Consider the following 24299-nt stretch of genomic DNA (forward strand, 5'->3'; position numbering starts at 1 on the left):
TACCTACGCCGCCGTCAGGCGGCGTAGGTAGTGCAGGGCGAATTGGTGCCATTCGTCAATAGATCGTTGGCCGTCCGTTCGCGGACGGCCATAGCGGCATAGGCCGACATTTGCGGCGTGCCGAAGAAAGATGCCGAAATGAGCGGTCGATAGGTATAATAGACCTCGACGAAGATCAGTTCGCTACCCTTCGTGGCGGCGATTTTTCGGTTTTCCGGTCCCATACCGTCGACGCCGATATTGCTGTTCTCTGTGGTCGCGAAGGCCGATGTCTTGACCAACGCCCCGGAACAACGCTGCCAGCGCAGTTTTTGATTGGTGACAGTGTTGGAATTGTCCAGCACCGGCGCGATGCTGGACACGATGATCCGACCATTATTGCGCAGATCGATGCTATCGCCCAATATTTTGATGCCGCCTAGAGCATCGGACACGTCGCCGTTCGAGATGCTGAGCCGAATGCGGGAAATGCTGTCTGCGGTCAGGGTCGCAATGTCGCCTATCTTTTGCGAGGTGTAGGCCATATTCGCCGCCTCGGCACCATAGAGGGTAAGACCCATGAGAACAGGCAGCGCCAGCGCGAACTCAATCGCCGCAACCCCTCTGATATTGCGCCTAATCTCGCGAAAGGACTGGCGAAGCCGCTTGCCGATGGCCATGGTCATGCCTTGCACTTGGGGGTTAGGACGCTCTGCAATTCATAGGGCTGCCGGCGTGTCATTGTAGTCGCTGTCAGCGTGACGCTATTGCCGATCCCGACGAAACGATAGATCGGCACGATGCGATCGTAGGTGACAACGGTGTTGTACCGGACGATGTCGTCCGCGCCGCCGATGCCGGTCTTGCCCTCCGTCACCACATTGCGCTCGCCATTGTCATCGACATCTTCCCAGCAATCGCCGCTGTCGAGCGTGCCATTATTGTTCGAATCCTTGGTCAACCGTTCCATCGCGTTTATCTGGCTATATTGCAGGAAACTGCCCTTGGTCGTGCGGACCGTCGCGTTAGGAGCCAGGCGCTGGACGGTTGCTTTAATGTCGTCCTCAACCGCTGTGCTGTCCACGGTCTGCAATGTCGTGAGGCGGGTCGCGCGCTCCATCGCGCCCAGTAGTACCGACCGCACATAGATTTGATATCCCATGTCCAATCCGCCGAACAGAATCAGGCATAGCGGTATCAGGATGAGCGCGAATTCCGGCACGGACGCGCCCCGCTGATCTTGGGACAGCCTAGGCGAAAGGCGGGAGAAAACGGTCACTGCGCCAACCTCAAAGACCCGATATTTTCGCCGATGTCGCGGAAGACATTGTTCAGATCGGAGGCATTAGCCGCCTCGAACGCATATTCATTTTTTGCGCCGGATGAGCAGTCGATGAGATCCTGACTGAGCGGTGCTCCGGCACCGAAGGAGATGGTATAGATTTTTGTGCTCGCCATATTCTTGATGGCGGCACAGGTGATGAGCATGCGGGCGGTGTGATTAGTGTTGGAAGTCGCTACGGTGCCATTGGCCGCGACCCGCCGCCATGTCGTTTCCTGCGCATATGCACCATAGCCTGTATTACCCGTTTCCATCTGACCATCAGTCATGAAAATGACATAGCGATTCACGGGATAAGTATTGTAGGTGGCTGGATTGTCCGACGCCCAATTGCCATTGCGCGATAGCAGTCGGGCCGCCCACAACAAACCGATGTCGAGATAGGTGCCGCCATTGGCCGCGAAGCCATTTGTCAGACTGAAATAATCGTTGAACTGGGAAGCCGTCATTTGCTGCATTTCGCGCATGGCTTTAGGGCACGCATATTGGGCGGTGCCGACTTTTGAAGGATCGGCAACCGTCCAGCGTGTGGCAGTAGATGTCGGCACCGTATTGTAGTTCATATCGTAGGCCGTCGCAGGAACCGTGCTGGATGTCGATGTGATACTATTGCTGGTGCTTTGTTCTTCGACGCAGCCATCCCAGGTGTCGCGCATCCAAGTGCTGTCGTGGGACACGATATTGTCGGGATAGCTGCAATAATACCAACCGCAGGTGTAGGCGCGATATGTGCCCGTCGTGTTGAACCAACCTGGCTGCCGCGCGTAGAGTGTCGTTCCGGCAGAGCCTTTGCTGAAACCGGGATTGACCATCTGCGAAAAAGGAATGATCGACCAGCGCACGCGTTTGCGCTTGCCCTGTTCGGTCATGTTGAACTGGCTTTCGATCGTTGCCATCTGCGTTTGCAAGTTAGCCAAGGCGGTGCGCAGCGCCTGCATCCGCGAGATATTTGCGCCACTATTCGTTTGTTCGAGGACATAGGTAACGGTCTTGCCGTCCACCGTCATGGTTTTGCCAGCCCGGTTGTTATTGTTGATCCAATTCGAACATTCGGTGGCCGTGAACTCCGGCTTGCACGCCATTGAACCGGTCGTATCCAGCACCAACACGATATCGATGTTCGAATAATCGTTACGCCCGCTACAGGTGGCGGAAACAGCCATGTCGTCCTTGCCGAACAATTTCATGATGACGGTTGGCACGGTGGTGGAAACGGTCAGGACGATCTGATCGTTCGCGCCCAGTGTCGGGACGATATTGGCGTCTTGAAGCGTCGAACCCAGATAGTTGTCAGGATAGTTGAATTTGACATATTTGCGGACTTCATCGGTCACCGCGCTGGTCAACACGCCGCTGGTACCCATCAATTTGCGTCCTGCCAGTACGCCAGCGTCACAAGCTTGTTGCAGGCGGGTCTGGCCCAGATAGCCACGGCTGATATCAAGGCCACCCCCGATCATCCCTGCAAGCGGGATGAGCGCTGCCGCGACGATCGCCAGCGTATTGCCCGCCTGGTTCTTCGCCAGCCGTGCCAACAACCCTACAGGATGTTCGATCTGCTTGCCCATTTGTCCGCCATCACCCATGTCGTGCCCGTCGCCCCCCATTTCGGGCCGGACAGATTATTTTCGCCTATGCAGGCGCACTCGTTAGAATGTGTATGAGGAAGATGGTTAAAGGACCGATAACCCGCCAATCCCGCCTGCTCTGCGGCTGTGCGCACCGATGAGCGGCCTGGCGCAGGAATTGCCGCCGCTGGTCGATGTGCTGGTAGCCCATGCCGGGCCGGGCGCGGAACGGCACCGGGCGCTCTGGGCGTTCGACGCGCGGCTCGCCCATGTTGCGCGCACGACCAGCGAGCCCGCGATCGGGCAGATGCGGCTCGCCTGGTGGAATGACGTCATCGATGACGCCGACGCGCGCAAGGGGCGGGGTGAGCCTGTGGTCGATGCGCTGCGCGCGACGGGCGCGATGGCCGCGCCGGGGCTGGTCGCGATGATCGATGGCTGGGAAATATTGGTGGTCGAACCGGAGATCGATGTGGAAGGTCTGCGCGCCTATGCCGTGGGCCGGGGCGGCGGACTGTTCCGCGCGCTGGCCGATGTCGCCGACGCGCCGGACTGGCTGGACGCGGCGGGGCAGGTCTGGGCCTTGTGGGATATGGCCGGCCATGTCGGTGACGCCGCGCTGGCCGACGCCGCGCTGGCGCTGGCGCGGGAGATCGCGCCACGGATGGACGGCGCGCGCTGGCCGCGTGCGTGGAAGCCGGTGCGGATAGTGGCCACGCTGGCGCATCAGGATGTGCTGGCCGGACGGCGCGCGCCCACCGGCATGCCGCGTTCGCTCGCCTGGCGGCTGCTGCGGATCGCACTTGTCGGGCGATAGGCAGACGCGATAGGCTGCGCACCGCATGGGCTAGGGAGCAGGCATATGGGGCGATTGCTGGCAGGGGGCATGGCGGCATTGCTGCTGATTGCGGGCGGCCTGTTCTGGTGGTCGGGGCAGGCGAGCAGCGATCCCGCGCCGCAACTGGCAATGGCCGCGCCACCGCCGCCTGCTATGGAGAATCTGCCGGAAGGCAACCCCGATGCCGTGGGGGCCGCGCCGCCCATGCCTGCCGAGGCCAGCCCGCAAAGCCGCGAACAGCGACGCTTTGCCCGCTATGACCGCAATCGCGATGAGTTCATCACCCGCATCGAAATGCTGGGCAGCCGGACCAAGGCGTTCAAGGCGCTCGACACAAATGGCGACAATCTGCTGTCCTTCGAGGAATGGGCCGTGGCGACATCCGACCGCTTCGGCGCGGCGGACAAGGATGGCGACGCCAAACTGACCCCCGCCGAATTTGCCACGACCGCGCCCAAACGCGCCGCCAAAGCCAAATGCCGCTGCTGAGCCGTTCAGGCCTCAGGCCGGGTCCATATCCACGTCCCGCCAATCAAAGCGGCGGCGATCGGGATCAGGAACCAGGGAAAGGGGGAGAAGATCAGCGCCAGCACGACGCTGAAGGCAAAAGCGCCCAACGCCGCCTTCTTGCCCCGCCGACTGATCGCTCCGCCTTCGCGCCAGCGGCGGATATGCGCGCCGAAATGCTTGTGGTCGAGCAGCTTGGCCTCCAGCGTTGGGCTGGACCGGGCAAAGCAAAATGCCGCGAGGATCATGAAGGGGACGGTCGGCAGGAGGGGAAGGAACGCGCCGATCGCGCCGAGGCCCAGCGACGCCCAACCAGCGATGAAATAGAGATATCGTCGCATGATCGGTCCTGTGGGAACGGGGGTGTTTCTAGTGTTTCGCAACCGCGACCCGTGGTGGCAAGGAAAAGATCAGGCCGCAGGTAACCGCAAACGCGCCAGCAACCCGCCCAGATCCTCGCTTTCCTCCAATAGCACCGACCCGCCATAGATTTCCGCGACATCGCGCACGATGGCTAGACCAAGACCGGTGCCGGGCTTGCCCGAATCGAGCCGCACACCGCGATCGAAGATGCGGACGCGCTCCTCCAGTGGGATGCCCATGCCATCATCCTCCACCAAGATCTCGACCATGTCGCCCGCGCGTTTCACCGTCGCAAACACCGATCCGCCGCCATATTTCGCCGCGTTCTCGATGAGGTTGCCGAGCATTTCGTCCAGATCCTGCCGCTCGACACGCACCGCCGCGCCCTTGTCGCCATCCATGTCCACCCGCGCCTGCGGATAAAGGCGCTGCACCGCGCGCTCGACGGCGGTCAGGCTCGCCCAGACCTCCGCCCGGCTCTGCGCCGCGCCGCGCCGTCCGACGGCGCGGGCGCGGGCGAGGTGATGGTCGACCTGCCGCCGCATCGTCGTCGCTTCGCGGATGACGGCTTCGCCCAGGTCGGGCGATTGTGCGGTCGCGGCGTTCATGATGACGGTCAGCGGCGTCTTGAGCGCATGGGCAAGGTTGCCCGCATGGGTGCGCGCCTCCTCCGCCTGCCGCTCATTATGGGCGAGCAGGGCGTTCAATTCCTCGACCATCGGCAGCACTTCGGCGGGCATCGGCTCGGTCAGGCGGCTTTTCTGCCCATCGCGCATCCGCACGATTTCCTGCCGCACCTTGCGCAGTGGCCGCAGCCCGTAAAAGGTCTGCAACGTCGCCAGCACGAACAGCCCTAGCGCCAGCAGTGCAAAGCTCTGGAACAGCGTGGCGCGCAGCGTCTTGATCTGCGCATCCAGCCCGGACCGCGCCTGGCCGACCATGAACAGCCAGCGGCTATCGGAGCCAGGCAGCACCACGGTCCGCTCCATGATGCGCAGATCCTCGCCGGGGAATTGCTTGCTGTCATAGACATGCAGGTGCCGGTCGCGATGCTCCTCCGGCACTTTGAGCGCACGGTCCCACAGCGAGCGCGAGCGCCAATCCTCATGCCCCTTGGCACTGACCTGATAATAAAGCCCGCTATTGGGTTCCAGAAACCGCTGATCGGCGAGTTCGCGGTTGAACAACACCTCGCCTTCCGGCCCGATCTCGGCCGCCGCGATCATCGCGGTAAGCACATAATTCATGCCATCGTCGAAATTGCGGGTGATCGCGTCGCTCAACACCCGGTCCAGCGCCACCCCGCCGCCGATCAGCAACAGGCTGATCCACAGCGCGGCGATACCCATCATCCGGCGGCTGATGGACCCGGTGGAGCGGACGGGGGGAGGGGGCGCAGCGCTATCCATTATTTACTCCCCGTTCGGTTCGAGCAGCTTCGAGCGAAGTCGAGAAGCGCCCGTCGAGAACAGGAGCGCCAAGCCCCGTTCTCGACAGGCTCGAACCGAACGGGTGGAAAGGACCGCGACTATTACCGCCCCGGCTCGTCGAGGCTGTAGCCCAAACCACGAATGGTGGTGATCACATCGGCACCCAGCTTCTTGCGGATGCGCGTCACGAACACTTCGATCGTGTTGGAATCGCGGTCGAAATCCTGGTCGTAAATATGTTCGATCAATTCGGTGCGGCTGACCACCTTGCCCTTGTGATGGAGCAGGTAGGACAGCAATTTATATTCCTGCGCAGTGAGTTTGACCGGATCGCCGGCCAGCGTCACCTTGCCCGACCGCGTGTCGAGGCGCACGTCGCCAGCGGTAAGCTCGCTCGACGCATTGCCCGATGCGCGGCGGATGAGCGCGCGCAGCCGGGCGATCAGTTCCTCGCTCTGGAACGGCTTGGCGAGATAATCGTCCGCGCCTGCGTCCAGGCCCGCCACCTTGTCCGACCAGCTGTCGCGCGCGGTCAGCACCAACACTGGAAAGGCACGGCCTTCCTTGCGCCAGCGGTCCAGCACCGTCAGCCCGTCGATCGTCGGCAGGCCAAGGTCCAGCACGACCGCGTCGTAATTTTCAGTGGAGCCGAGAAAATGGCCGTCCTCGCCATCGGTGGCGAGGTCGATGGCATAGCCTGCGCCCTCCAGCGTGTTCCTGAGCTGCTGGCCCAGATTCGGTTCATCCTCGACGATCAGCAGACGCATGGGCTTTCCGTTTCTATTATAAAGCGAGCGCGGTCAGCGCGCCCAGCCGATGATATCGCCTGTCCGGCCGTCGGCATCAACCCATACCACCTTGCCGTCCTTCACATATTTCAGGCGATAGCGGTTGGCACCGGGGTTGAATTCGCTGCCGACATAGGTAGCCCCGCCCATCTGGGCATCGACCCGCCGCTTGATCATGGAAAAGGGCATGACATGCCCGTCCAGCATCGCACGTCGGGCGGCGTCCTGTTCGTCACGGCGACCGCCCGCCTGCGCGACGGGCATCGTTGCCACCAGCGCGAGCGCCGTGCCGATCCCGATCATCATGGAGGCTAGCCGGATTTTCCACTTCATAAGCATGGGCATGGCATAGGCGCAGGGCATTGAACAGGTGGTGAATGATGGGGATTGTTTCGCGGCGTGCCCGTCACGCCTGCGGATGCAGGCATGACGGGATAGACGAAACCTTATTTATCCAATGCATATTGCACGGTCAGCGTCACCGAAGCGCTGACCTGGCCGGGTTCGACCGGAGTCGCGGCGACCGAATCCGCCTTGAAGCGGGCGCTCTGGAGCATCGGCATGGGCGGCTGGCCACCGCTGTTGCTTTCGCTGATCGCAATCAGCCGCGCGGTGCGGAAACCGGCTGCCTGGGCATAGAAATCCGCCTGCGCCTTGGCGCTCTTCAACGCCTGCCCACGGGCCTGCGCCAGCATCGGCGCGGGATCGTCGATCGCAAAGCTCGGACCATTGACGTTGGTCGCTCCCGCCGCGACCATCGCATCGAGCAGCGAGCCGACCTTCTTCACGTCGCGCAGCTTGACGGTCAGCGTGTTGGACGCTTCATAGCCCATGAAGCGCGGGCCGGTGGGTTCGCCATCGCGCTGATTATAGTCATATTGCGCGTTCAGGTTGATGCCGCTCGTCTGGATGTCCTTCTTGGCGATACCCGCACGGGCCAGCGCCGCGATCAGCTTCTCCGTCTTGGCGGCATTGTCCTGCATTGCGGCCTGCGCGGTCGGCGCGCGGGTCTGGACGCCCGTGCCCACGGTCGCGATGTCGGGCGATCCTTCCACGCTTTCGGTGACGTTCAGCGTCACGACCGGCGCGGTCTCGGCGATGGTCACATTGGTCTGGGCGGCCGCGATGGCGGGCAGGGCGGCACTGGCCAGGGCCAGAAGAACAAGGGCGGATTTCATGAAGGGTAACTCTCCAGTGGGGATGCCGGTCTTTTGTATCGGCTGCGATGAATGGACGCTGACATGCGTTGAAAGCCGTGGGACAGCTTCCGGTTCCTTCGCCCTTGCCCCCCGGCGCGCTAACGCCTAGCTGCACGGCCATGGCAGCACCTCTTCTTTCCTATGAAAATCTTGGCCTCTCCCAGGGCTCCCACTGGTTGTTCGAGGGGATCGACATTCATGTCGGTCAGCGCGACCGATTGGCGCTGATCGGGCGCAACGGCGCGGGCAAGACGACCCTGTTGAAACTGGTCGCGGGCCTGATCGAGCCGGACCGTGGCACGCGATCGGTCCAACCGGGCGCGCGGGTCATCATGCTGGAGCAAGATCCCGACGTCACGCCCTTCGCCACGCTGCATGACTTTGCGCTGGCGGGCGAGTTCGCGCCTGCGCCGCATGAAGTAGAGGCGATCGCCGACCAACTCGGCATCGACCTGTCGCGCGAAGCGAAGACGGCAAGCGGCGGCGAACGGCGGCGCGCCGCCATCGCCCGTGCGCTGGCGAGCGAGCCGGACCTGCTGCTGCTGGACGAGCCGACCAACCATTTGGACATCGCCGCGATCGATTGGCTGGAAAATTGGCTGGCGCGCTATAATGGCGCGTTCGTCGTCATCAGCCATGACCGCGCCTTCCTGACCCGGCTTACCCGCCAGACCCTCTGGCTCGACCGGGGCGTCATGCGTCGCAGCGAAATCGGTTTCGGCGGCTTCGAACAATGGATGGAAGCGGTCTATGCCGAAGAGGCGCGGGCGGCCGAAAAGCTGGACGCGAAACTGAAGATCGAGGCGCATTGGCTGGAACGCGGCGTGACCGCGCGTCGCAAGCGCAACCAGGGGCGGCTCGCCAAGCTATGGGAAATGCGCGAAACCCGCGCCGCGATGCAGGGGCCGCAGGGCACCGCGAAGATCGCCGTGGCCAGCGACGACAGCAAGACCAAGAGCGTCATCAAGGCCGAGCATGTCACGAAGCGCTTTCCTAAATCTCCGTTCGCCTCGAGCGAAGTCGAGAAGCGGCAGCGCGAAGGTGTCTCGACTTCGCTCGACACGAACGGAAGTGATGAAAGGGTCATCATCGACGACTTCACCCTGCGCATCCAGCGCGGCGACCGGATCGGCATCGTCGGCGGCAATGGCGCGGGCAAATCGACGCTGCTCAAGCTGCTGACCGGTGAACTCGCGCCTGACAGCGGCAGCGTGACGCTGGCCCAGACGCTCGACATGATCTTCATCGACCAGCAGCGCAGCCTGATGCAGGGCGACAAGACGGTGCGCGACGTGCTGGCCGAGGGCGGCGACTGGATCGACGTGCGCGGGGTGCGCAAGCATGTCCACGGCTATCTCAAGGACTTTCTGTTCGATCCCAGCCTTGCCGAAGCGAAGGTCGCGACCCTCTCCGGCGGCGAACGCTCGCGCCTGTTGTTCGCGCGCGAATTCGCCCGCGAATCGAACCTTTTGGTGCTGGATGAACCGACCAACGATCTCGACCTCGAAACGCTCGACCTGTTGCAGGAAGTGATCGCCGATTATGACGGCACGGTGCTGATCGTCAGCCATGACCGCGACTTTCTCGACCGCACGGTGACGGTCACGCTGGGGCTGGACGGCACCGGCGTCGTCGATGTGATCGTCGGTGGCTATGCCGACTGGATCGCCAAGCGCGACCCGCGCAAGGCCGCCAAGGCCGAGAAGAAAGCCGCCGCCGCGCCCGCACCACCCAAGCCCGTCTCGGCCAAGCTGACCTATAAGGACCAGCGCGACCTGGAACTGCTACCCAAGCGGGTCGAGGAATTGGAAGCGGCCATCACCCGCGACGAAGAGGCGCTGGCCGACCCGGCGCTCTACTCCCGCGACCCCAAGAAATTCGCCGCGCTGACCGGGGCGATCGACAAGGCGAAGGCGGAGAAAGAGGCGGCGGAAATGCGCTGGCTGGAATTGGCGGAAAAGGCCGAAGGGTTGGCGGGCTAAGCCATCTGTTTCCGTTCGGTTCGAGCGCAGTCGAGAACCCATAGCGCAAACGCTTCTCGACTTCGCTCGAAGCGAACGGCAGTTATGGGAAAAGATTGAAACGGGGACGGACCGATGAACGCACAGACCGACATGGCAATCGACCAGCCCCACCACGCCGTCCATTATGTCAACCGCGTCGGCTGGCTGCGCGCCACGGTGCTGGGGGCCAATGACGGCATCGTGTCCACCGCCAGCCTGATGACGGGCATCGCCGCGTCGGGCGCGAGCAGTCAGACGATATTGCTGACCGGCATCGCCGCCTTGGTCGCCGGTGCCATGTCGATGGCGGCGGGCGAATATGTGTCCGTCAGCGCGCAGTCGGACACCGAACGCGCCGATCTCGCCAAGGAACGCAACGCGCTCGCCACCCAGCCGCACGCCGAATGGATCGAACTGCGCGACATCTATGTCGAACGCGGGCTGACCGCTGATCTGGCCGGGCAGGTGGCGGAGCAATTGATGGCGACCGACGCGCTGGGCGCCCATGCCCGCGACGAATTGGGCATTTCGGACATGGCGACCGCGCGCCCGGTACAGGCGGCGCTGGCCTCGGCCGCGAGCTTTGCCGTGGGGGCCACGCCGCCAGTGCTGGTCTCGGCGATCGTCCCGGCTGGCAGCGCGCTGGTCGCGATCGTGGGCCTGTGCCTGCTTTGCCTGGCGCTGCTCGGCTATGTCGGCGCGCGGCTGGGCGGGGCGAGGCCGCTGCGCTCTATCCTGCGCACCCTGTTGTGGGGCGCGCTGGCGATGGCGATGACCGCCGGCGTAGGCCATCTTTTCGGCGCGACCATATAGTGGCAGGGTTCGTGCCAACCATAGGAGACCAAGCATGACCGACATTCAGCAAATCCCGCTCAAGACGATCAAGGGTGCCGACACCAGCCTCGCCGACTATGCGGGCAAGGTGGTTCTGGCCGTCAATGTCGCCTCCAAATGCGGGCTGACCCCGCAATATGAAGGGCTGGAGCAGCTGTACGCCGCCTACAAGGACAAGGGGTTGGTGGTCGCGGGCTTCCCCGCCAATGATTTCGGCGCGCAGGAGCCGGGCAGCAATGACGAAATCGCCACCTTCTGCACCACCAATTTCGGCGTCGATTTTCCCATGTTCGAAAAGATCGTGGTGACCGGCCCGGACAAGCATCCGCTCTACGCCGCCCTGACCAGCGCGGTGCCGGAAGCGCAGGGCGAGGGCGATGCCTTCCGCGAAAAGCTCAAAGGCTATGGCATGACCCCCAATCCGGTGCCGGAAGTGCTGTGGAATTTCGAGAAATTCCTGATCGCCAAGGATGGCAGCGTCGCCGCCCGCTTTGCGCCAACCACCGCGCCCGACGATGCGGCGCTGGTTGCGGCGATCGAAGCGGAACTCGCTAAGTGATGAAGGCAGGCCTGATCGCGGGCGCGCTGCTGCTGGCGGGCACGCCCGCTATGGCGGCGCTGTCGCCCGCCGAACGCGCCATGACGCAAAGCGTCGAGGCGGGCTATGAGCCCGCGATCGGCCTGCTCGAAACCCTGGTGAACCAGAATAGCGGATCGATGAATTTCGCGGGCGTGAAGGCCGTGGCCGACATGCTGCGCCCGCAGTTCGAGGCGCTGGGCTTCACCGTGACCTGGCAGCCGATGGACGCCGCCAAACGCGCCGGGCACCTGATCGCGGTGCATAAGGGCCGCGCCGGGACCACCAAGATGCTGCTCATCGGCCATCTCGACACGGTGTTCGAACCCGACTCGCCCTTCCAGACATTCGAGCGCAAAGGCGATCTGGCCAAGGGACCGGGCGTGGCGGACGACAAGGGCGGCGTCGTCACGATGCTGCTGGCGTTGAAAGCGATGCAGGCGGCGGGCACGCTCAAAAATGCCAATATCGAAGTCGTGCTGACCGGTGACGAGGAAGATTCGGGCGAACCCATCGACATCGCCCGCGCCGACCTGATCCAGGCGGGCAAGCGCGCGGATGTGGCGCTCGATTTCGAAGGGCTGAGCCAGGAAAATGGCAAGGATATGGGGTCGATCGCGCGGCGATCCTCCAACAGCTGGACGCTGACCGCGACCGGCAAGTCTGGCCATAGTTCAGGCATCTTCTCCGCCAGTGCGGGCGATGGCGCGGTCTATGAACTGGCGCGCATCATCGTCGCCTTCCGCAAGGAACTGCCCGAACCCAATCTGACCTTCAATGTGGGCCTGATCGGCGGCGGACAAAGCGCGGACGTGGACAAGGACGGCGTGCGGATCGCGGTGACGGGCAAGACCAACATCATCCCGCCCATCGCTGTCGCCAAAGGCGATTTCCGCACGCTGAGCGAAGAGCAGACCGCCCGCGTGCGCGCCAAGATGCAGGCGATCGTCGGGGCAGGGCATCTGCCCGGCACCTCGGCCAGCATCGCTTTCGACATGGGCTATCCCTCCATGGCCCCGACGGCGGGCAACCGCGCGCTGCTGGCCAAGCTCAACGGCGTCAACACCGATCTGGGGCTGGCGACGATGCCCGAACTCGACCCGCTCAAACGCGGCGCAGGCGATATCAGTTTCGTCTCGCAGGATGTGGACGGCCTGATCGGCCTCGGCGTCACATCGACCGGCGACCACAGCCCGGCGGAACAGGCCGACCTGTCGAGCATGAAACGCCAGGCCAAGCGCGCCGCGATCCTGATGAGCCGCCTCGCGACCGAAAAAGGGCGGAAATAGACTCTCGAAACCGAACCTCGTCATCCCCGCGAAGGCGGGGACCCATCTCCCAACCTCGCGCCTGACGATAGCGTAGGAGATGGGTTCCCGCCTTCGCGGGAATGACGGAAATATGATGAGGTTCGCTCGACACAAGCGGGTGAGCAGCGTTAGATCGCGCTATGCTTCCCCCCGTCGCCTCACTCGCCACCACCATCGGCCCGGTGCTCGAAACATTGAGCATCGTCGGCACCTTCGTGTTCGCCGCATCCGGGGCGCTGGCCGCTGCGCGGTTGCAGCAGACGCTGGTGACCTTCGCCTTCTTCGCGCTGGTCACCGGCGTCGGCGGCGGCACAGTGCGCGATCTGCTGATCGACGCACCGGTCTTCTGGGTCGCTGACCCCATACCCGCCATCGCCTGCATGGTCGCGGCGCTCATGGTCTGGTTCACCCCCCGCAAATTTTGGAGCGAACGCGCGCTCGACTGGCTCGACGCGATCGGGTTGGCGGCCTTCGCCGTGTTCGGCGCGGCCAAGGCGATGAGCTTTGGCGTGCCGCCCTTCGTCGCCGGGATGATGGGCGTCGTCACCGGCTGCGTCGGCGGCATCATGCGCGATCTGCTGGCGGGCGAACCGTCCATCCTGTTGCGCCCCGAACTCTACGTAACCGCAGCCGCCGTCGCCTCCGGCCTGTTCGTGCTGCTGCGCGCCATCGGTCTGGACGTGCCGGTCGCAGGCCTGATCGCCGCGCTGCTGGGCTTCACGCTACGCGCCGTGGCGATCCGCCGCGGGCTGGGATTGCCGGTGTATCGGGATGGGGAGTAGCCCCAATACCCCTCTCCCTTGAGGGAGAGGGCTGCGAAGACTTGGCAGCTTGCTGCCTAGTCGCAGCTGGGTGAGGGGGCAGCGCCCTCACAGAAGCGCGCTACATCAGCGTCGAACCCCCTCATCCAACTTCGCCTAACCTCACTATGTTCGGCAAGGCTTCGTATCCTTCTCCCCATTGGGGAGAAGGGACTGGGCGTTACCCCCACAACCCCGCCAGCATCGCCATCAGCCCGCGTTCTTCCGCCGCATTGCGCGTCCTCGGCGCGCCATAGCCACGGCATTCCAGGCAATCCGCGCGCACGCCCGCGCCCATGACCAGCGCCTTGACGTCCGCAACCGCCTGCATCGCCCAGCCGCGCTGGACCATCGCCTGGCGCGCCAGCATGTCGCGCGGCGCGTTGGCATCGTCGCTATCGCGCTCCGCCATCGCCTCGATCCATTCGGCCCATTTGTCCGGCGCCTTCTCGATACGATAAGCGCGCGCTGTCTTGGGGTCGATCTTCGCCCGGCGCGCCGCTTCGGCGATCGCGTCCTCCAGCCCGCCGAAGCGATCGACCAGGCCGTTCTGGCGCGCGGTGCCGCCGTCCCAGACGCGACCCTGTGCGATGGCGTCGATCTGCTCGGGTGTTTTGCGGCGCGATTGCGCAACCACGCCGACGAAGCGGCGATAAATATCCTCGACCCCCATCTGCATGATCGCGTCGAACTGCGGCGATGTGCCGCCAGCGAGGTCCGGCTGGCCCGACAGCGGCGTCGTCGCCACGCCATCGGTCGTGACCCCCATCTTGGCGAGCGTCCCTTCAAAGCTCGGCAAAATGCCGAACACGCCGATTGATCCGGTTATCGTGTCCGGCTCGGCAAAGATCATGTCCGCCGGGGTCGACACCCAATAGCCACCGCTGGCCGCGACATTGCCCATCGACACGACGACCGGCAGTCCGTCCGCCTTGGCGGTCATGATGGCGTTGCGGATCTTTTCCGACGCCATGACCGAACCGCCCGGCGAATCGACCCGCACGACCAGCGCCTTCAACTCCTTTTCGTTGAGCGCGGTCAGCAGCAGGTCGGAGATGGTATCCCCCGCCGCCGTGCCGGGGCCAGCCTCGCCATCGACGATATTGCCTGCGATCGTCAGCACGCCGATCTGCCCGTCATTGACGGGCTTGCGCGCCTTCACATAAGCGGCCAGGTCGATCTTCGCGAAACTGCCCGCCTTGGCATCGGACGGCTCACCCGCAATCTCGGCCACGCGCGCACCAAAGGCGGTGGCGTCGCCCAGCTTGTCGACCAGCCCCGACGTCAGCGCAGCCTTGGCCATATTGCCTCCTGCCGCGCGGGCCGCAGCGACCGGGTCGGCGGCATAGGCCGCGATCTTCGCCTTGGGCCGTGCCTTGGCGACATCATCCTGCCAGTTGCGCCACAGTATGTCCGCCAACGCCTGATTTGCTTGCTTGGCTTCGGGCGACTGGTCGGCGCGGATATAGGGTTCGACGAAGCTCTTATAGGTGCCGACGCGATAGACATGGGTGTTGACGCCCAGCTTGTCGATCAGCCCCTTATAATAGAGGCTCGACCCGCCCCGTCCCATGATCGCGACGCCGCCCAGCGGATCGCTCCACGCCTCGCTCGCATGGGCGGCAAGCTGATAGCTGTCATCGGTATAGAGGGTGGCATAGGCCAGCACCGGCTTCTTGGCGGCGCGTAACCCGTCCAGCGCCTCGCCGACCCGCGCGATGGCGACCTGACCCCCGCCCATGAAGCCATCCAGGTCCAGCACCACCGCCTTGACCTTATCATCCGTCCTGGCCGCTTCCAGCGCCGTCACGATGTCCGACAGGCGATATTCCTTCATATCGGGACCGGAACCGGACAGCAGCGAGAAGGGATCGACCTCGGCGGGTTGCTCGACGATCGTGCCATCCAGGTCGAGCAGCAGCGCGCCTGCGCTCACGCTGGCGGCGGGCTTGGGCGAGAAGGAGAGGGCGGCATAAAGCGCGCCGAAGAACAGCAGCAGGAACAGCAGCACCAGCCCGTCCTTGATCGCCACCAAGATGCGCCACGCGCCCTTCACAAATGCCAAATGCCGGTTCCTTCTGCCCTGTGCGCCATGGCTACCCCATCGCCCGATCGACTGCAATGTGGGCGCGATGCGGGCGGCTGCAACCTTGCGCGCCCGATTTTGGTCGCTATGGGGATCGTTGCATAATCGCGGCCTACCTTTCCCCGTTCGCCCTGAGCCTGTCGAAGGGCTGCACTTCTTGAAGAGAAGGACAAGGCTTCGACAAGCTCAGCCCGAACGGGTTTAGGGGGGCGATTTATGCGATAATCCCGTCATGGGACTTACATGTTCGCTCTTGTGCAGGAGACGTGCCCGATGCCCACTCTCGTCCTTATCCGCCACGGCCAGTCGTCGTGGAACCTGGAAAACCGCTTCACCGGCTGGTGGGACGTCGACGTGACCGAAAAGGGCGTGGGCGAAGCGCGCGCCGCGGGCCAGTTGATGAAGGAAAAGGGGCTGGATTTCGATCAATGCTACACCTCGCTCCAGACCCGCGCGATCAAGACGCTCAATCTGGCGCTGGAGGAAATGGGGCGGTTGTGGCTGCCAGTCGAAAAGGACTGGCGCCTGAATGAGCGCCATTATGGCGGCCTCACGGGCCTCAACAAGGCGGAGACGGCGGCCAAGCATGGCGACGATCAGGTGAAGATCTGGCGCCGCAGCTTCGACATTCCGCCGCCGCCGCTGGAAGCGGGCAGCGAATTCGACCTCAGTCAGGACCGCCGCTATGCGGGCATCGCCATTCCCGCGACGGAAAGCCTCAAGGACACGATCGCCCGCGTCCTGCCCTATTGGGACGCGACGATCGCCCCGGACCTCAAGGCCGGCAAGCGCGTACTGATTTCCGCCCACGGCAATTCGCTGCGCGCTTTGGTCAAGCATCTCTCCAACATCCCCGATGACGAGATCACCCATCTGGAAATCCCCACCGGCCAGCCCATCGTCTACGAACTGGCCGACGACCTGAGCGCCATCGACCGCTATTATCTGTCGGAACGGTGATTTTTCTCCATCCTCCCCTGGCAGGGGAGGTGGCTGGCCGTAGGCCAGACGGAGGGGGGTCCCGCTATCGATAGGGTAACACCCCTCCACCACTTCGTGGTCCCCCTCCCCTACCAGGGGAGGATTTGCGGTTTGATCAACGTCTCGACTGCCGCTAAGGGGCTTTGCTTTCCGGGCGGCACCGTAACGGCCGCGCCATGAGGGGAACGCACGGGCATGAGCGGGGCAATCGAGGTCGGCATCATCATGGGCTCGCGGTCCGATTGGGACACGATGCGCCACGCCGCCGACACGCTCGCCGCGCTCGGCGTCGCTCATGAATGCAAGGTGGTGTCGGCGCACCGCACCCCCCAGCGTCTCTATGATTATGCAACCAGCGCCGTCGGTCGTGGCCTCAAGGTCATCATCGCCGGAGCGGGCGGCGCGGCGCATCTGCCGGGAATGTGTGCGTCGATGACGCGGGTGCCGGTGCTGGGCGTGCCGGTCGAATCGAAGGCGCTCAAGGGCATGGATTCGCTGCTGTCGATCGTCCAGATGCCGGGCGGCATCCCTGTGGCGACACTGGCGATCGGCAAGCCCGGCGCGATCAATGCCGGGTTGCTCGCCGCCGCCATTCTCGCCACCAACGATCCGGCGCTCGCCGACCGGCTCGACGCCTGGCGCGCCAAACAGACCGACGCGGTCGCCGAAACGGTCGAGGACTGATCGCACCCATGACGACCATCGCGCCCGGTTCGACCATCGGCATCCTCGGCGGCGGCCAACTCGGCCGGATGATCGCCATCGCCGCCGCGCAGCTTGGCTATCGTACCCATATCTTCGCGCCGGAAGACAGCGGCCCCGCCGCCGACGTGTCGCCGCGCTGGACGCGGGGCGAATATGACGATCCGCACGCGCTGGCGGCCTTTGCCGATGGCGTGGACGTCGTCACTTATGAATTCGAGAATATCGCCCCCTCGGCGGTCGAAACGCTGGCGGGCCATGGACTCGTCCGCCCCGGCGCGCAGGCGCTGCGCGTGGCGCAGGACCGGCTCGCCGAAAAGCGCTTCGTCTGCGACCTGGGCGGGCTGACCGCCCCCTTCGCCCCAGTCGACAGCCTGGACGATCTGGAAGCGGCGATCGCGACGATCGGCAGCCGCGCGATCCTCAAGACCAACCGCATGGGCTATGACGGCAAGGGGCAGGCGCGCCTGAACGAGCCGGGCGACGCGGTCGGCGCCTGGAACGCGATCGATCGTCAAAGCGCGATCCTCGAAGGCTTCGTGACCTTCGCGGAGGAATTTTCGGTCATATTGGTGCGCGGCGTCGATGGCGAAGTGCGCTTCTGGGACAGTTCGGCCAACGTCCATGTCGACGGCATTCTCGATACGTCGATCGCGCCCGCCGGGCCGCTGATCGAGGGGCAGGTGCCCGCCGCCCGCGCCCTGGCGCGCCAGATCGCCGATGCGCTCGACTATGTCGGCGTGCTGACCTGCGAATTTTTCGCCAGCGCCGACGGCCCGGTGTTCAACGAAATGGCCCCGCGCGTCCATAATAGCGGCCACGGCACGATCGAGGGTGCTCTGACCAGCCAGTTCGAAAATCACGTCCGCGCGATTTGCGGCCTGCCGCTTGGCGACACCGCGCTCGCCGCGCGCCGGGTGGAGATGTGCAACCTGATCGGCGACGCCGCGCATGACTGGGCCGCCATCCTCTCCGACCCGGCCAATCATCTGCACCTCTATGGCAAGGACGAGGCGCGGCCGGGCCGCAAGATGGGCCATGTGACACGGCTTAGCCTTTAAAGAAAAGTTATCCCCAATTCATCCACAACAAAATCCGGCTGGGTGAAGGGGGAGGGACGTGTGGGCTATCGGGGGCAAGCCAAGTCTCCTACCCTCGTCATAAATTCGGAAAAGGCCATCATGAAGCGTTTGACCTCTATCGTTGCAGTGAATAGCCAAGGCGCGATTGGCTGTAATAATGAACTGCCATGGCGGATAAAGACCGATTTGCGCTTTTTTAGGGACCAGACCCTAGATCAGGTCGTGATCATGGGGCGTAAGACGCTTGATTCTATGGGTAAGGCACTGCCTAAAAGGCACAACATCGTACTATCACATAACTCTGTTTTATTCCAAAAAACGGATAATAGTGAAGTAGCTACGAATGTTGCTGAGGCTTTGATATTTGCTGAAAAATGCAAAGGCAAAGAGGTATTTGTTGTAGGTGGAGCTGCTACCTATAAATTATTCTCGCCACTTGTAGATCGATACCTGATTACGATGGTTGATAAGTTTGTTCCAAATGCAGATGCATATTTCGACCAAGAAATTTTTAGAAACGAAGACGACTGGATTCTTCGTTGCCGTGATGACGTTAAATTCTCTCCTGAAGACGATGAATCTCCATTTCAAGTTTTCGAAATGTTGCATAAGCGTCCGCGCGAGATCAAAGCAGCACGAGATGCCTTGATACTCGAACACAAATCAAAATCGCTCAATCGTGGCAGAAGCAGTACGAATCATTTCGCTGATTTGATGGCGTCCAAAAATCTTCAAATGCAGTATCGATAAGAATGGGCGATTGCGTTGTGGCGCGCTTGATCCCTAATTGCCACACCCATCCCACCCCCCTATAGGCCGCGCCATGGAGCGGTTGACAAGCAGCGCCCCGGTTCCGGCGCATCTGCGCGGGGCCGTCATGGCGCTGGGCAATTTCGATGGATTTCATGCCGGGCATCAGGCCGTGGTCGGCCACGCCATCGCGCGCGCGCGGGCGGAGGGGCGGCCGGTCATCGTCGCGACTTTCGATCCGCACCCGATGCGCCTGTTCCGGCCCGATACGCCCCATTTCCGCCTGACTACGCTGGACCAGCGGCAGGCGCTGTTCGCCGCCGCCGGGGCCGACGCGATGCTGGTCTTCGCCTTCACGCCGGAGCTTGCCGCACTCGACCCGCAGGCCTTCGTCCGCCTCCTGGCCGATGATATGGGCGTGGCGGGCGTCGTCACCGGACAGGATTTCACCTTCGGCCGTGGCCGCGCCGGATCGGTCGCTGTGCTGGCAGAACTCGGCGCAGCTTCGGGCCTATGGACGCAGGCGGTCGCCCCGGTCGCCGACGCCAGCGGCGACATCATCTCCTCCACCCGCATCCGCACCGCATTGCAGGGGGGCGATTGCGCCACCGCGACCCGGCTGCTGACCCGGCCCTTCATCATCGAAGGCGTGGTCCAGCATGGCGACAAGCTTGGCCGCACTATCGGTTTCCCCACCGCCAATATCGACATGGGCGACTATCTGCGCCCGGCCTATGGCATCTACGCGGTGCGCGGGCTGCTGCCGGACGGGCGAGTGCTGGACGGCGCAGCGAACCTTGGCATCCGGCCTATGTTCGACCCGCCCAAATTGCTGCTGGAACCGCATTTCTTCGATTTCGCCGAAAATCTCTATGACCAGCGGATCGCGGTGCAACTGATCGCCTATCTTCATGCCGAACGCGCCTATGACGGGCTGGACGCCCTGATGAACGGCATTGCCCAGGACTGCGTCGATGCACGGCAAATCCTTGCGGGCCAAAACCTTGCGGGAACGCCCCACCTCGCCTAATGCGGCCAGCTATTCCTAACCCCGTTCGCTTCGAGCGAAGTCGAGAAGCGATACGCGCCGTGCCAGCGTTTCTCGACTGCGCTCGAAACGAACGGATGTTTGCAGATACCGGAACCCCATGACCGACGCACCCGACTATAAGTCCACCGTATTCCTGCCGCAGACGGACTTCCCGATGAAGGCGGGCCTCGCGCAAAAGGAACCGGCGATCGCCGCGCACTGGGAGGCGATGGACCTCTATGGCAAGCTGCGCGAAAAGCGCGCCGGGCGCGAACGTTTCATCCTGCATGACGGCCCGCCCTACGCCAATGGCGACATCCATATGGGCCATGCGATGAACAAGGTGTTGAAGGACATCATCGTCCGCAGCCAGTCGCTGCTCGGCAAGGATGCGCCCTATGTGCCCGGCTGGGACTGCCACGGCCTGCCGATCGAATGGAAGATCGAAAAGGAATATCGCAAGAAGAAGCTGAACAAGGACGAGGTGCCCGCCCAGGAATTCCGCGCTCAATGCCGCGCCTATGCCGACCGCTGGGTGGGCGTGCAAAAGGAACAGTTCAAGCGCCTGGGCGTGATGGGCGACTGGGCCGATCCGTACCTGACCATGAAATTCGACGCCGAAGCGACCATCGTCGGCGAGTTGCTGAAGTTCGCGGAAAGCGGGCAATTGTACCGCGGTGCCAAGCCGGTGATGTGGTCGCCCGTGGAGAAGACCGCGCTGGCCGAAGCCGAGGTCGAATATGAGGACGTGACGAGCACCCAGATCGACGTGGCGTTCGAGATCACGCACGCGCCCAATGCTCCAGAATTGGAGGGGGCTTATGCGGTGATCTGGACTACAACGCCTTGGACGATCCCGGTGAACCAGGCGATCGCTTATGGGGAAGAGATTGAATACCTCGCTATGCGGGCAGGTGACCGAGTTATTCTGACAGCTGCAGAGCTTTGGAATGATTTTGCTGAGCGTGCAGGTAAAACGCCTTGGTTATCGGAAGGCTCTGGTTGGACAGTTGTTTGGACTGGCAAAGGAACCGACTTAGCCGGAGCCATCGCGCGCCACCCCATGGCCAATTCCCTCCGTCATCCCGGCGAAAGCCGGGATCCCGCTTCTTCTTCTGCGCCGACGCCAGAAGGCAGCGGGACCCCGGATCAAGTCCGGGGTGACGATAAGGCGAAACTCGGCTTCTTCGATCGCCCACGTCCTTTCCTCCCCGCCGACCACGTCACCACCGACGCGGGCACCGGCCTTGTCCATATGTCCCCCGACCATGGCGAGGAGGATTTCATCGCGTGCAAGAAGCTCGGCATCGACCCTGTCTTCGCGGTCAATGACGCGGGCTTCTACCGCGACGATTGGGAATGGCTGCCGGGCCAGGGCAGCGTCATCAACACCAAGTTCAACGGCGTGGACGGCCCGATCTGCACCGACCTGCGCGCCGCCGGTGCCTTGCTCTCCGCCAGCGACTTCCGCCACAGCTACCCCCATAGCTGGCGGTCGAAGGCGCGGATCATCTACCGCTGCACCCCGCAATGGTTCATCCCCATGGATAAGCCATCCGGCAACACCATGCCCGACTATCCGCTCCCGCCACTGGAGCCGATCACCGGCGCGCTGGCGACGGCTTTGCCGACCAACGGCCCGACCCTGCGCGGCGTCGCCCTCGACGCGATCCAGAACACCCGCTGGGTGCCGGAACGCTCGCGCAACCGCATCAAAGCGATGGTCAGCGATCGTCCCGACTGGGTGATCAGCCGCCAGCGTGCCTGGGGCGTCCCGATCGCCCTCTATGTCCATCGCAAGAGCGGCGAGTATCTTGTTGATCCGGCAGTCAATGCCCGCATCATCGGCGCCTTCAAGGCGGCGGGTGCCGACGCCTGGTTCGGTGCCGATCATCAGGCGCTGCTCGGCCCCGATTATGATCTGGCGGACTATGAGGTCGTGACCGACATTCTCGACGTCTGGTTCGATAGCGGTTCGACCCATAGTTTCGTCGTGGAAGCCCGCTATGGCGAAGGCACTCGCGCCGACCTCTATGTCGAAGGGTCCGATCAGCATCGCGGCTGGTTCCAATCCTCGCTGCTCGAATCGAGCGGAACGCGCGGCCGCGCACCCTATGACGCGGTCCTGACCCATGGCTTCGCGCTCGACGGCACGGGCAAGAAAATGTCCAAGTCGCTCGGCAATGTGGTCGATCCGCTCAAGATCATGGCCGAAAGCGGCGCTGACATCTTGCGCGTCTGGGTCGCCAGCACCGACTATTTCGACGACGTCCGCATCGGCAAGGAAGTGCTGGCCGGTTCGTCCGACGCCTATCGCAAATTGCGCAATACTTTCCGCTACATGCTTGGCGCTCTTGCCGATTATGATGAGGTGAACGAAGCCGTTTCCTACGCCGAAATGCCCGAACTGGAACGCTATATGCTCCACCGGCTGGCGGCGCTGGATGCGGAATTGAAGTCGGTCGTGGACAAGGCGTCGGACAGCGACAATTGGCTCGAATTCAGCCGCTACACCCGCGCCTTGTTCGACTTCGCCAATAGCGACCTGTCGGCCTTCTTCTTCGACATCCGCAAGGACTGCCTCTACTGCGACGCGCCGTCCGACCCCAAGCGGCGCGCCTATCGCACCCTGCTCGACACGCTGTTCCACGCGCTCGTCCGCTACGCCGCGCCGATCATCCCCTTCACCGCCGAGGAAGTGTGGCAAAGCCGCTTTCCAAGTAACGAAGATAGCGTCCATTTCCTGGAATGGCCTGAGATCGACCATCACTGGCTGGACCGCGATCTCGACGACAAATGGCGCGAATTGCGCACCCAGCGCGAACAGGTCAACGAAGCGATCGAGCCGCTGCGCCGCGAAAAGATCGTCCGGTCCAGCCTCGACGCCGACGTCACCATGGGCGAACTGCTCGCGGTCGGCGATGTCGACTTCGCCGAAGTGGCGATCGTCGCGCGCGTGACCATGGGGCAGGGGGATGGCATCACCGTCCAACCCAGCACATGGCATAAATGCGGCCGCTGCTGGCGCAAACTGCCCGAAGTCACCACCGACGGCACGCTCTGCAACCGCTGCGACGCGGTGCTGGCCGGCTGAGCGATGTTTCCCCATGTCGTCATCCTGAAACAAGTTCAGGATGACGACGGTTTTTTAGGCTAGAGAGCGCAGGCATGCCCACCCCCATCAACCACCGCCCGCTGGGCCTGACCGTGGCGATCGTGACGCTCGCGCTCGATCAGCTCATCAAATATACCGTCACCTATCCGCTCGCGCTGAAAAGTCGCGCGGATATCGGCATCGAAATCCTGCCGATCTTCCGCCTGCGCTGGCTGGAAAATCGCGGTGTCTCGATGGGCTTCTTCCACGCCGATACCGACCTGATGCGCTGGGCGCTGGTGGGCATGACCATCCTGATCGCCGGGTTCGTGGCCGTGTGGATGTGGCGCGAAAAGGCGCGGCAGGATGTCGCCGCGCTGGGGCTGGTGCTGGGCGGGGCGATCGGCAACATCGTTGACCGGATGCGGCTCGGCTACGTCATTGATTATGCCGATTTGCACTTTGGCGAATGGCGGCCCTTCCTGATTTTTAACCTGGCCGACGCGGCCATCACCATCGGGGTGCTGATCCTGCTTGCGCGGGCGTTGCTGCTGCGCGACAAGGACGCAAAGACGGAGACTTTGAAGTAATGCGTAAATTGATCCTCGCCGCTGGTCTGCTCACCACCCTGTCCGCCTGTGGCGGCGGCGGTGGCCTGTTCAACCGCGAGCGCCCCGACGAATTCGCCGTGTCGCGCCAGGCGCCTTTGGTAATCCCGCCTGATTTCGCGCTGGTTCCGCCCGCGCCCGGCTCCCCGTCGGCCGCCTCGGTTGATTCGGGCAAGGCCGCGATGGACGCCATGTTTGGCGGCCCCGCCCAGCGCAGCGCTACCGAAACCGCGACACTCGACGCTGCCGGCCGCGCCAATGCGGCAGCGGGCATCCGCTCCTCGGCCGGTGACCCCGCCACCGAAGTCGTGGAAAAGGGCGCCACCACCCGCGACATCATCGCCGCCCCCGAAGGCGACGGCCAGGACGCCAGGGCGGTAACGCCGCAACCGTAAGCGACAAAAAAAGGGGCCAATCGGCCCCTTTTT

The 24299-nt window shown here is 63.3% G+C and carries 24 protein-coding genes and 1 pseudogene; 15 read left to right on the top strand and 10 right to left on the bottom strand.

Annotated features, from left to right (window positions below):
• Window positions 1–14 precede the first annotated feature (14 nt).
• The 4 genes and pseudogenes from ACZ2HM_RS01975 to ACZ2HM_RS01990 all read right to left on the bottom strand — a co-directional run bounded on the left by ACZ2HM_RS01975 (window position 15) and on the right by ACZ2HM_RS01990 (window position 2889).
• Window positions 15–665 (bottom strand): TadE/TadG family type IV pilus assembly protein, encoded by a 651-nt coding sequence (locus ACZ2HM_RS01975; RefSeq protein WP_470426089.1) that lies wholly within the window; start codon window positions 663–665, stop codon window positions 15–17.
• Complete coding sequence (locus tag ACZ2HM_RS01980) at window positions 662–1141, bottom strand: hypothetical protein (RefSeq protein WP_470426896.1); 480 nt, start codon at window positions 1139–1141, stop codon at window positions 662–664. The genes ACZ2HM_RS01975 and ACZ2HM_RS01980 overlap by 4 nt, the downstream gene beginning before the upstream one ends.
• A pseudogene (locus ACZ2HM_RS01985) lies at window positions 1142–1258 on the bottom strand (TadE/TadG family type IV pilus assembly protein); the annotation flags it as partial.
• Complete coding sequence (locus tag ACZ2HM_RS01990; RefSeq protein ID WP_470426090.1) at window positions 1255–2889, bottom strand: TadE/TadG family type IV pilus assembly protein; 1635 nt, start codon at window positions 2887–2889, stop codon at window positions 1255–1257. The gene ACZ2HM_RS01990 and the pseudogene ACZ2HM_RS01985, both read right to left, overlap by 4 nt.
• Window positions 2890–3046: 157 nt before the next feature.
• Between ACZ2HM_RS01990 and ACZ2HM_RS01995 the strand changes: the two genes are divergently transcribed.
• Both ACZ2HM_RS01995 and ACZ2HM_RS02000 read left to right on the top strand, forming a co-directional pair.
• Window positions 3047–3706, top strand: a complete 660-nt coding sequence (locus ACZ2HM_RS01995; protein WP_470426091.1) for a squalene/phytoene synthase family protein — start codon at window positions 3047–3049, stop codon at window positions 3704–3706.
• 45 nt (window positions 3707–3751) lie between these two features.
• Window positions 3752–4216, top strand: a complete 465-nt coding sequence (locus tag ACZ2HM_RS02000) for an EF-hand domain-containing protein (protein WP_470426092.1) — start codon at window positions 3752–3754, stop codon at window positions 4214–4216.
• Window positions 4217–4221: 5 nt separating this feature from the next.
• Here the strand turns inward: ACZ2HM_RS02000 and ACZ2HM_RS02005 are convergent, their stop codons facing one another.
• From ACZ2HM_RS02005 to ACZ2HM_RS02025, 5 genes are all read right to left on the bottom strand, one after another.
• Window positions 4222–4575, bottom strand: coding sequence for a YbaN family protein (locus ACZ2HM_RS02005; protein WP_470426093.1), 354 nt, complete (start codon window positions 4573–4575; stop codon window positions 4222–4224).
• Between the two features lie 69 nt (window positions 4576–4644).
• The gene (locus ACZ2HM_RS02010; protein WP_037473391.1) at window positions 4645–5949 is read right to left on the bottom strand and encodes a sensor histidine kinase; all 1305 of its coding nucleotides are present in this window, start codon (window positions 5947–5949) and stop codon (window positions 4645–4647) included.
• A gap of 179 nt (window positions 5950–6128) precedes the next feature.
• Window positions 6129–6794, bottom strand: a complete 666-nt coding sequence (locus ACZ2HM_RS02015; RefSeq protein WP_037473392.1) for a response regulator transcription factor — start codon at window positions 6792–6794, stop codon at window positions 6129–6131.
• 33 nt (window positions 6795–6827) lie between these two features.
• A complete protein-coding gene (locus tag ACZ2HM_RS02020; RefSeq protein WP_037473394.1) occupies window positions 6828–7178 on the bottom strand; it encodes a hypothetical protein in 351 nt (116 codons plus the stop codon).
• Window positions 7179–7261: 83 nt separating this feature from the next.
• A complete protein-coding gene (locus tag ACZ2HM_RS02025; protein ID WP_037473396.1) occupies window positions 7262–7993 on the bottom strand; it encodes an SIMPL domain-containing protein in 732 nt (243 codons plus the stop codon).
• Between the two features lie 140 nt (window positions 7994–8133).
• Between ACZ2HM_RS02025 and ACZ2HM_RS02030 the strand changes: the two genes are divergently transcribed.
• The 5 genes from ACZ2HM_RS02030 (at window position 8134) to ACZ2HM_RS02050 (ending at window position 13520) form a co-directional block, all read left to right on the top strand.
• Window positions 8134–9996, top strand: coding sequence for an ABC-F family ATP-binding cassette domain-containing protein (locus ACZ2HM_RS02030; protein WP_470426094.1), 1863 nt, complete (start codon window positions 8134–8136; stop codon window positions 9994–9996).
• A gap of 114 nt (window positions 9997–10110) precedes the next feature.
• Window positions 10111–10830: a VIT1/CCC1 transporter family protein gene (locus ACZ2HM_RS02035; protein WP_037473399.1), complete on the top strand. Its 720-nt coding sequence runs from the start codon at window positions 10111–10113 to the stop codon at window positions 10828–10830.
• Window positions 10831–10864: 34 nt separating this feature from the next.
• A complete protein-coding gene (locus ACZ2HM_RS02040) occupies window positions 10865–11410 on the top strand; it encodes a glutathione peroxidase (protein ID WP_470426095.1) in 546 nt (181 codons plus the stop codon).
• The gene (locus ACZ2HM_RS02045) at window positions 11410–12717 is read left to right on the top strand and encodes a M20/M25/M40 family metallo-hydrolase (RefSeq protein WP_470426096.1); all 1308 of its coding nucleotides are present in this window, start codon (window positions 11410–11412) and stop codon (window positions 12715–12717) included. The genes ACZ2HM_RS02040 and ACZ2HM_RS02045 overlap by 1 nt, the downstream gene beginning before the upstream one ends.
• 161 nt (window positions 12718–12878) lie before the next feature.
• Window positions 12879–13520, top strand: coding sequence for a trimeric intracellular cation channel family protein (locus tag ACZ2HM_RS02050; RefSeq protein ID WP_037475208.1), 642 nt, complete (start codon window positions 12879–12881; stop codon window positions 13518–13520).
• A gap of 199 nt (window positions 13521–13719) precedes the next feature.
• Here the strand turns inward: ACZ2HM_RS02050 and sppA are convergent, their stop codons facing one another.
• On the bottom strand, window positions 13720–15603 hold the full coding sequence (gene sppA / locus ACZ2HM_RS02055; protein ID WP_470426097.1) for a signal peptide peptidase SppA: 1884 nt from the start codon (window positions 15601–15603) through the stop codon (window positions 13720–13722).
• A 294-nt stretch (window positions 15604–15897) separates the two neighbouring features.
• Between sppA and gpmA the strand changes: the two genes are divergently transcribed.
• From gpmA to ACZ2HM_RS02095, 8 genes are all read left to right on the top strand, one after another.
• A complete protein-coding gene (gene gpmA, locus ACZ2HM_RS02060; RefSeq protein WP_470426098.1) occupies window positions 15898–16584 on the top strand; it encodes a 2,3-diphosphoglycerate-dependent phosphoglycerate mutase in 687 nt (228 codons plus the stop codon).
• A gap of 216 nt (window positions 16585–16800) precedes the next feature.
• Window positions 16801–17289, top strand: a complete 489-nt coding sequence (gene purE / locus ACZ2HM_RS02065) for a 5-(carboxyamino)imidazole ribonucleotide mutase (protein WP_470426099.1) — start codon at window positions 16801–16803, stop codon at window positions 17287–17289.
• A gap of 8 nt (window positions 17290–17297) precedes the next feature.
• Window positions 17298–18368: a 5-(carboxyamino)imidazole ribonucleotide synthase gene (locus ACZ2HM_RS02070; protein ID WP_470426100.1), complete on the top strand. Its 1071-nt coding sequence runs from the start codon at window positions 17298–17300 to the stop codon at window positions 18366–18368.
• Window positions 18369–18488: 120 nt separating this feature from the next.
• On the top strand, window positions 18489–19139 hold the full coding sequence (locus ACZ2HM_RS02075; protein WP_156106183.1) for a dihydrofolate reductase: 651 nt from the start codon (window positions 18489–18491) through the stop codon (window positions 19137–19139).
• A 73-nt stretch (window positions 19140–19212) separates the two neighbouring features.
• Complete coding sequence (locus ACZ2HM_RS02080; RefSeq protein ID WP_037475194.1) at window positions 19213–20169, top strand: bifunctional riboflavin kinase/FAD synthetase; 957 nt, start codon at window positions 19213–19215, stop codon at window positions 20167–20169.
• A gap of 118 nt (window positions 20170–20287) precedes the next feature.
• On the top strand, window positions 20288–23263 hold the full coding sequence (gene ileS, locus ACZ2HM_RS02085) for an isoleucine--tRNA ligase (protein WP_470426101.1): 2976 nt from the start codon (window positions 20288–20290) through the stop codon (window positions 23261–23263).
• Window positions 23264–23337: 74 nt separating this feature from the next.
• Window positions 23338–23853, top strand: coding sequence for a signal peptidase II (gene lspA / locus ACZ2HM_RS02090; RefSeq protein ID WP_037475189.1), 516 nt, complete (start codon window positions 23338–23340; stop codon window positions 23851–23853).
• On the top strand, window positions 23853–24266 hold the full coding sequence (locus ACZ2HM_RS02095; RefSeq protein WP_037475187.1) for a DUF3035 domain-containing protein: 414 nt from the start codon (window positions 23853–23855) through the stop codon (window positions 24264–24266). Before lspA ends, ACZ2HM_RS02095 begins: the two co-directional genes overlap by 1 nt.
• Window positions 24267–24299 lie beyond the last annotated feature (33 nt).

It is taken from the genome of Sphingobium sp. KKT206 (assembly GCF_055640555.1).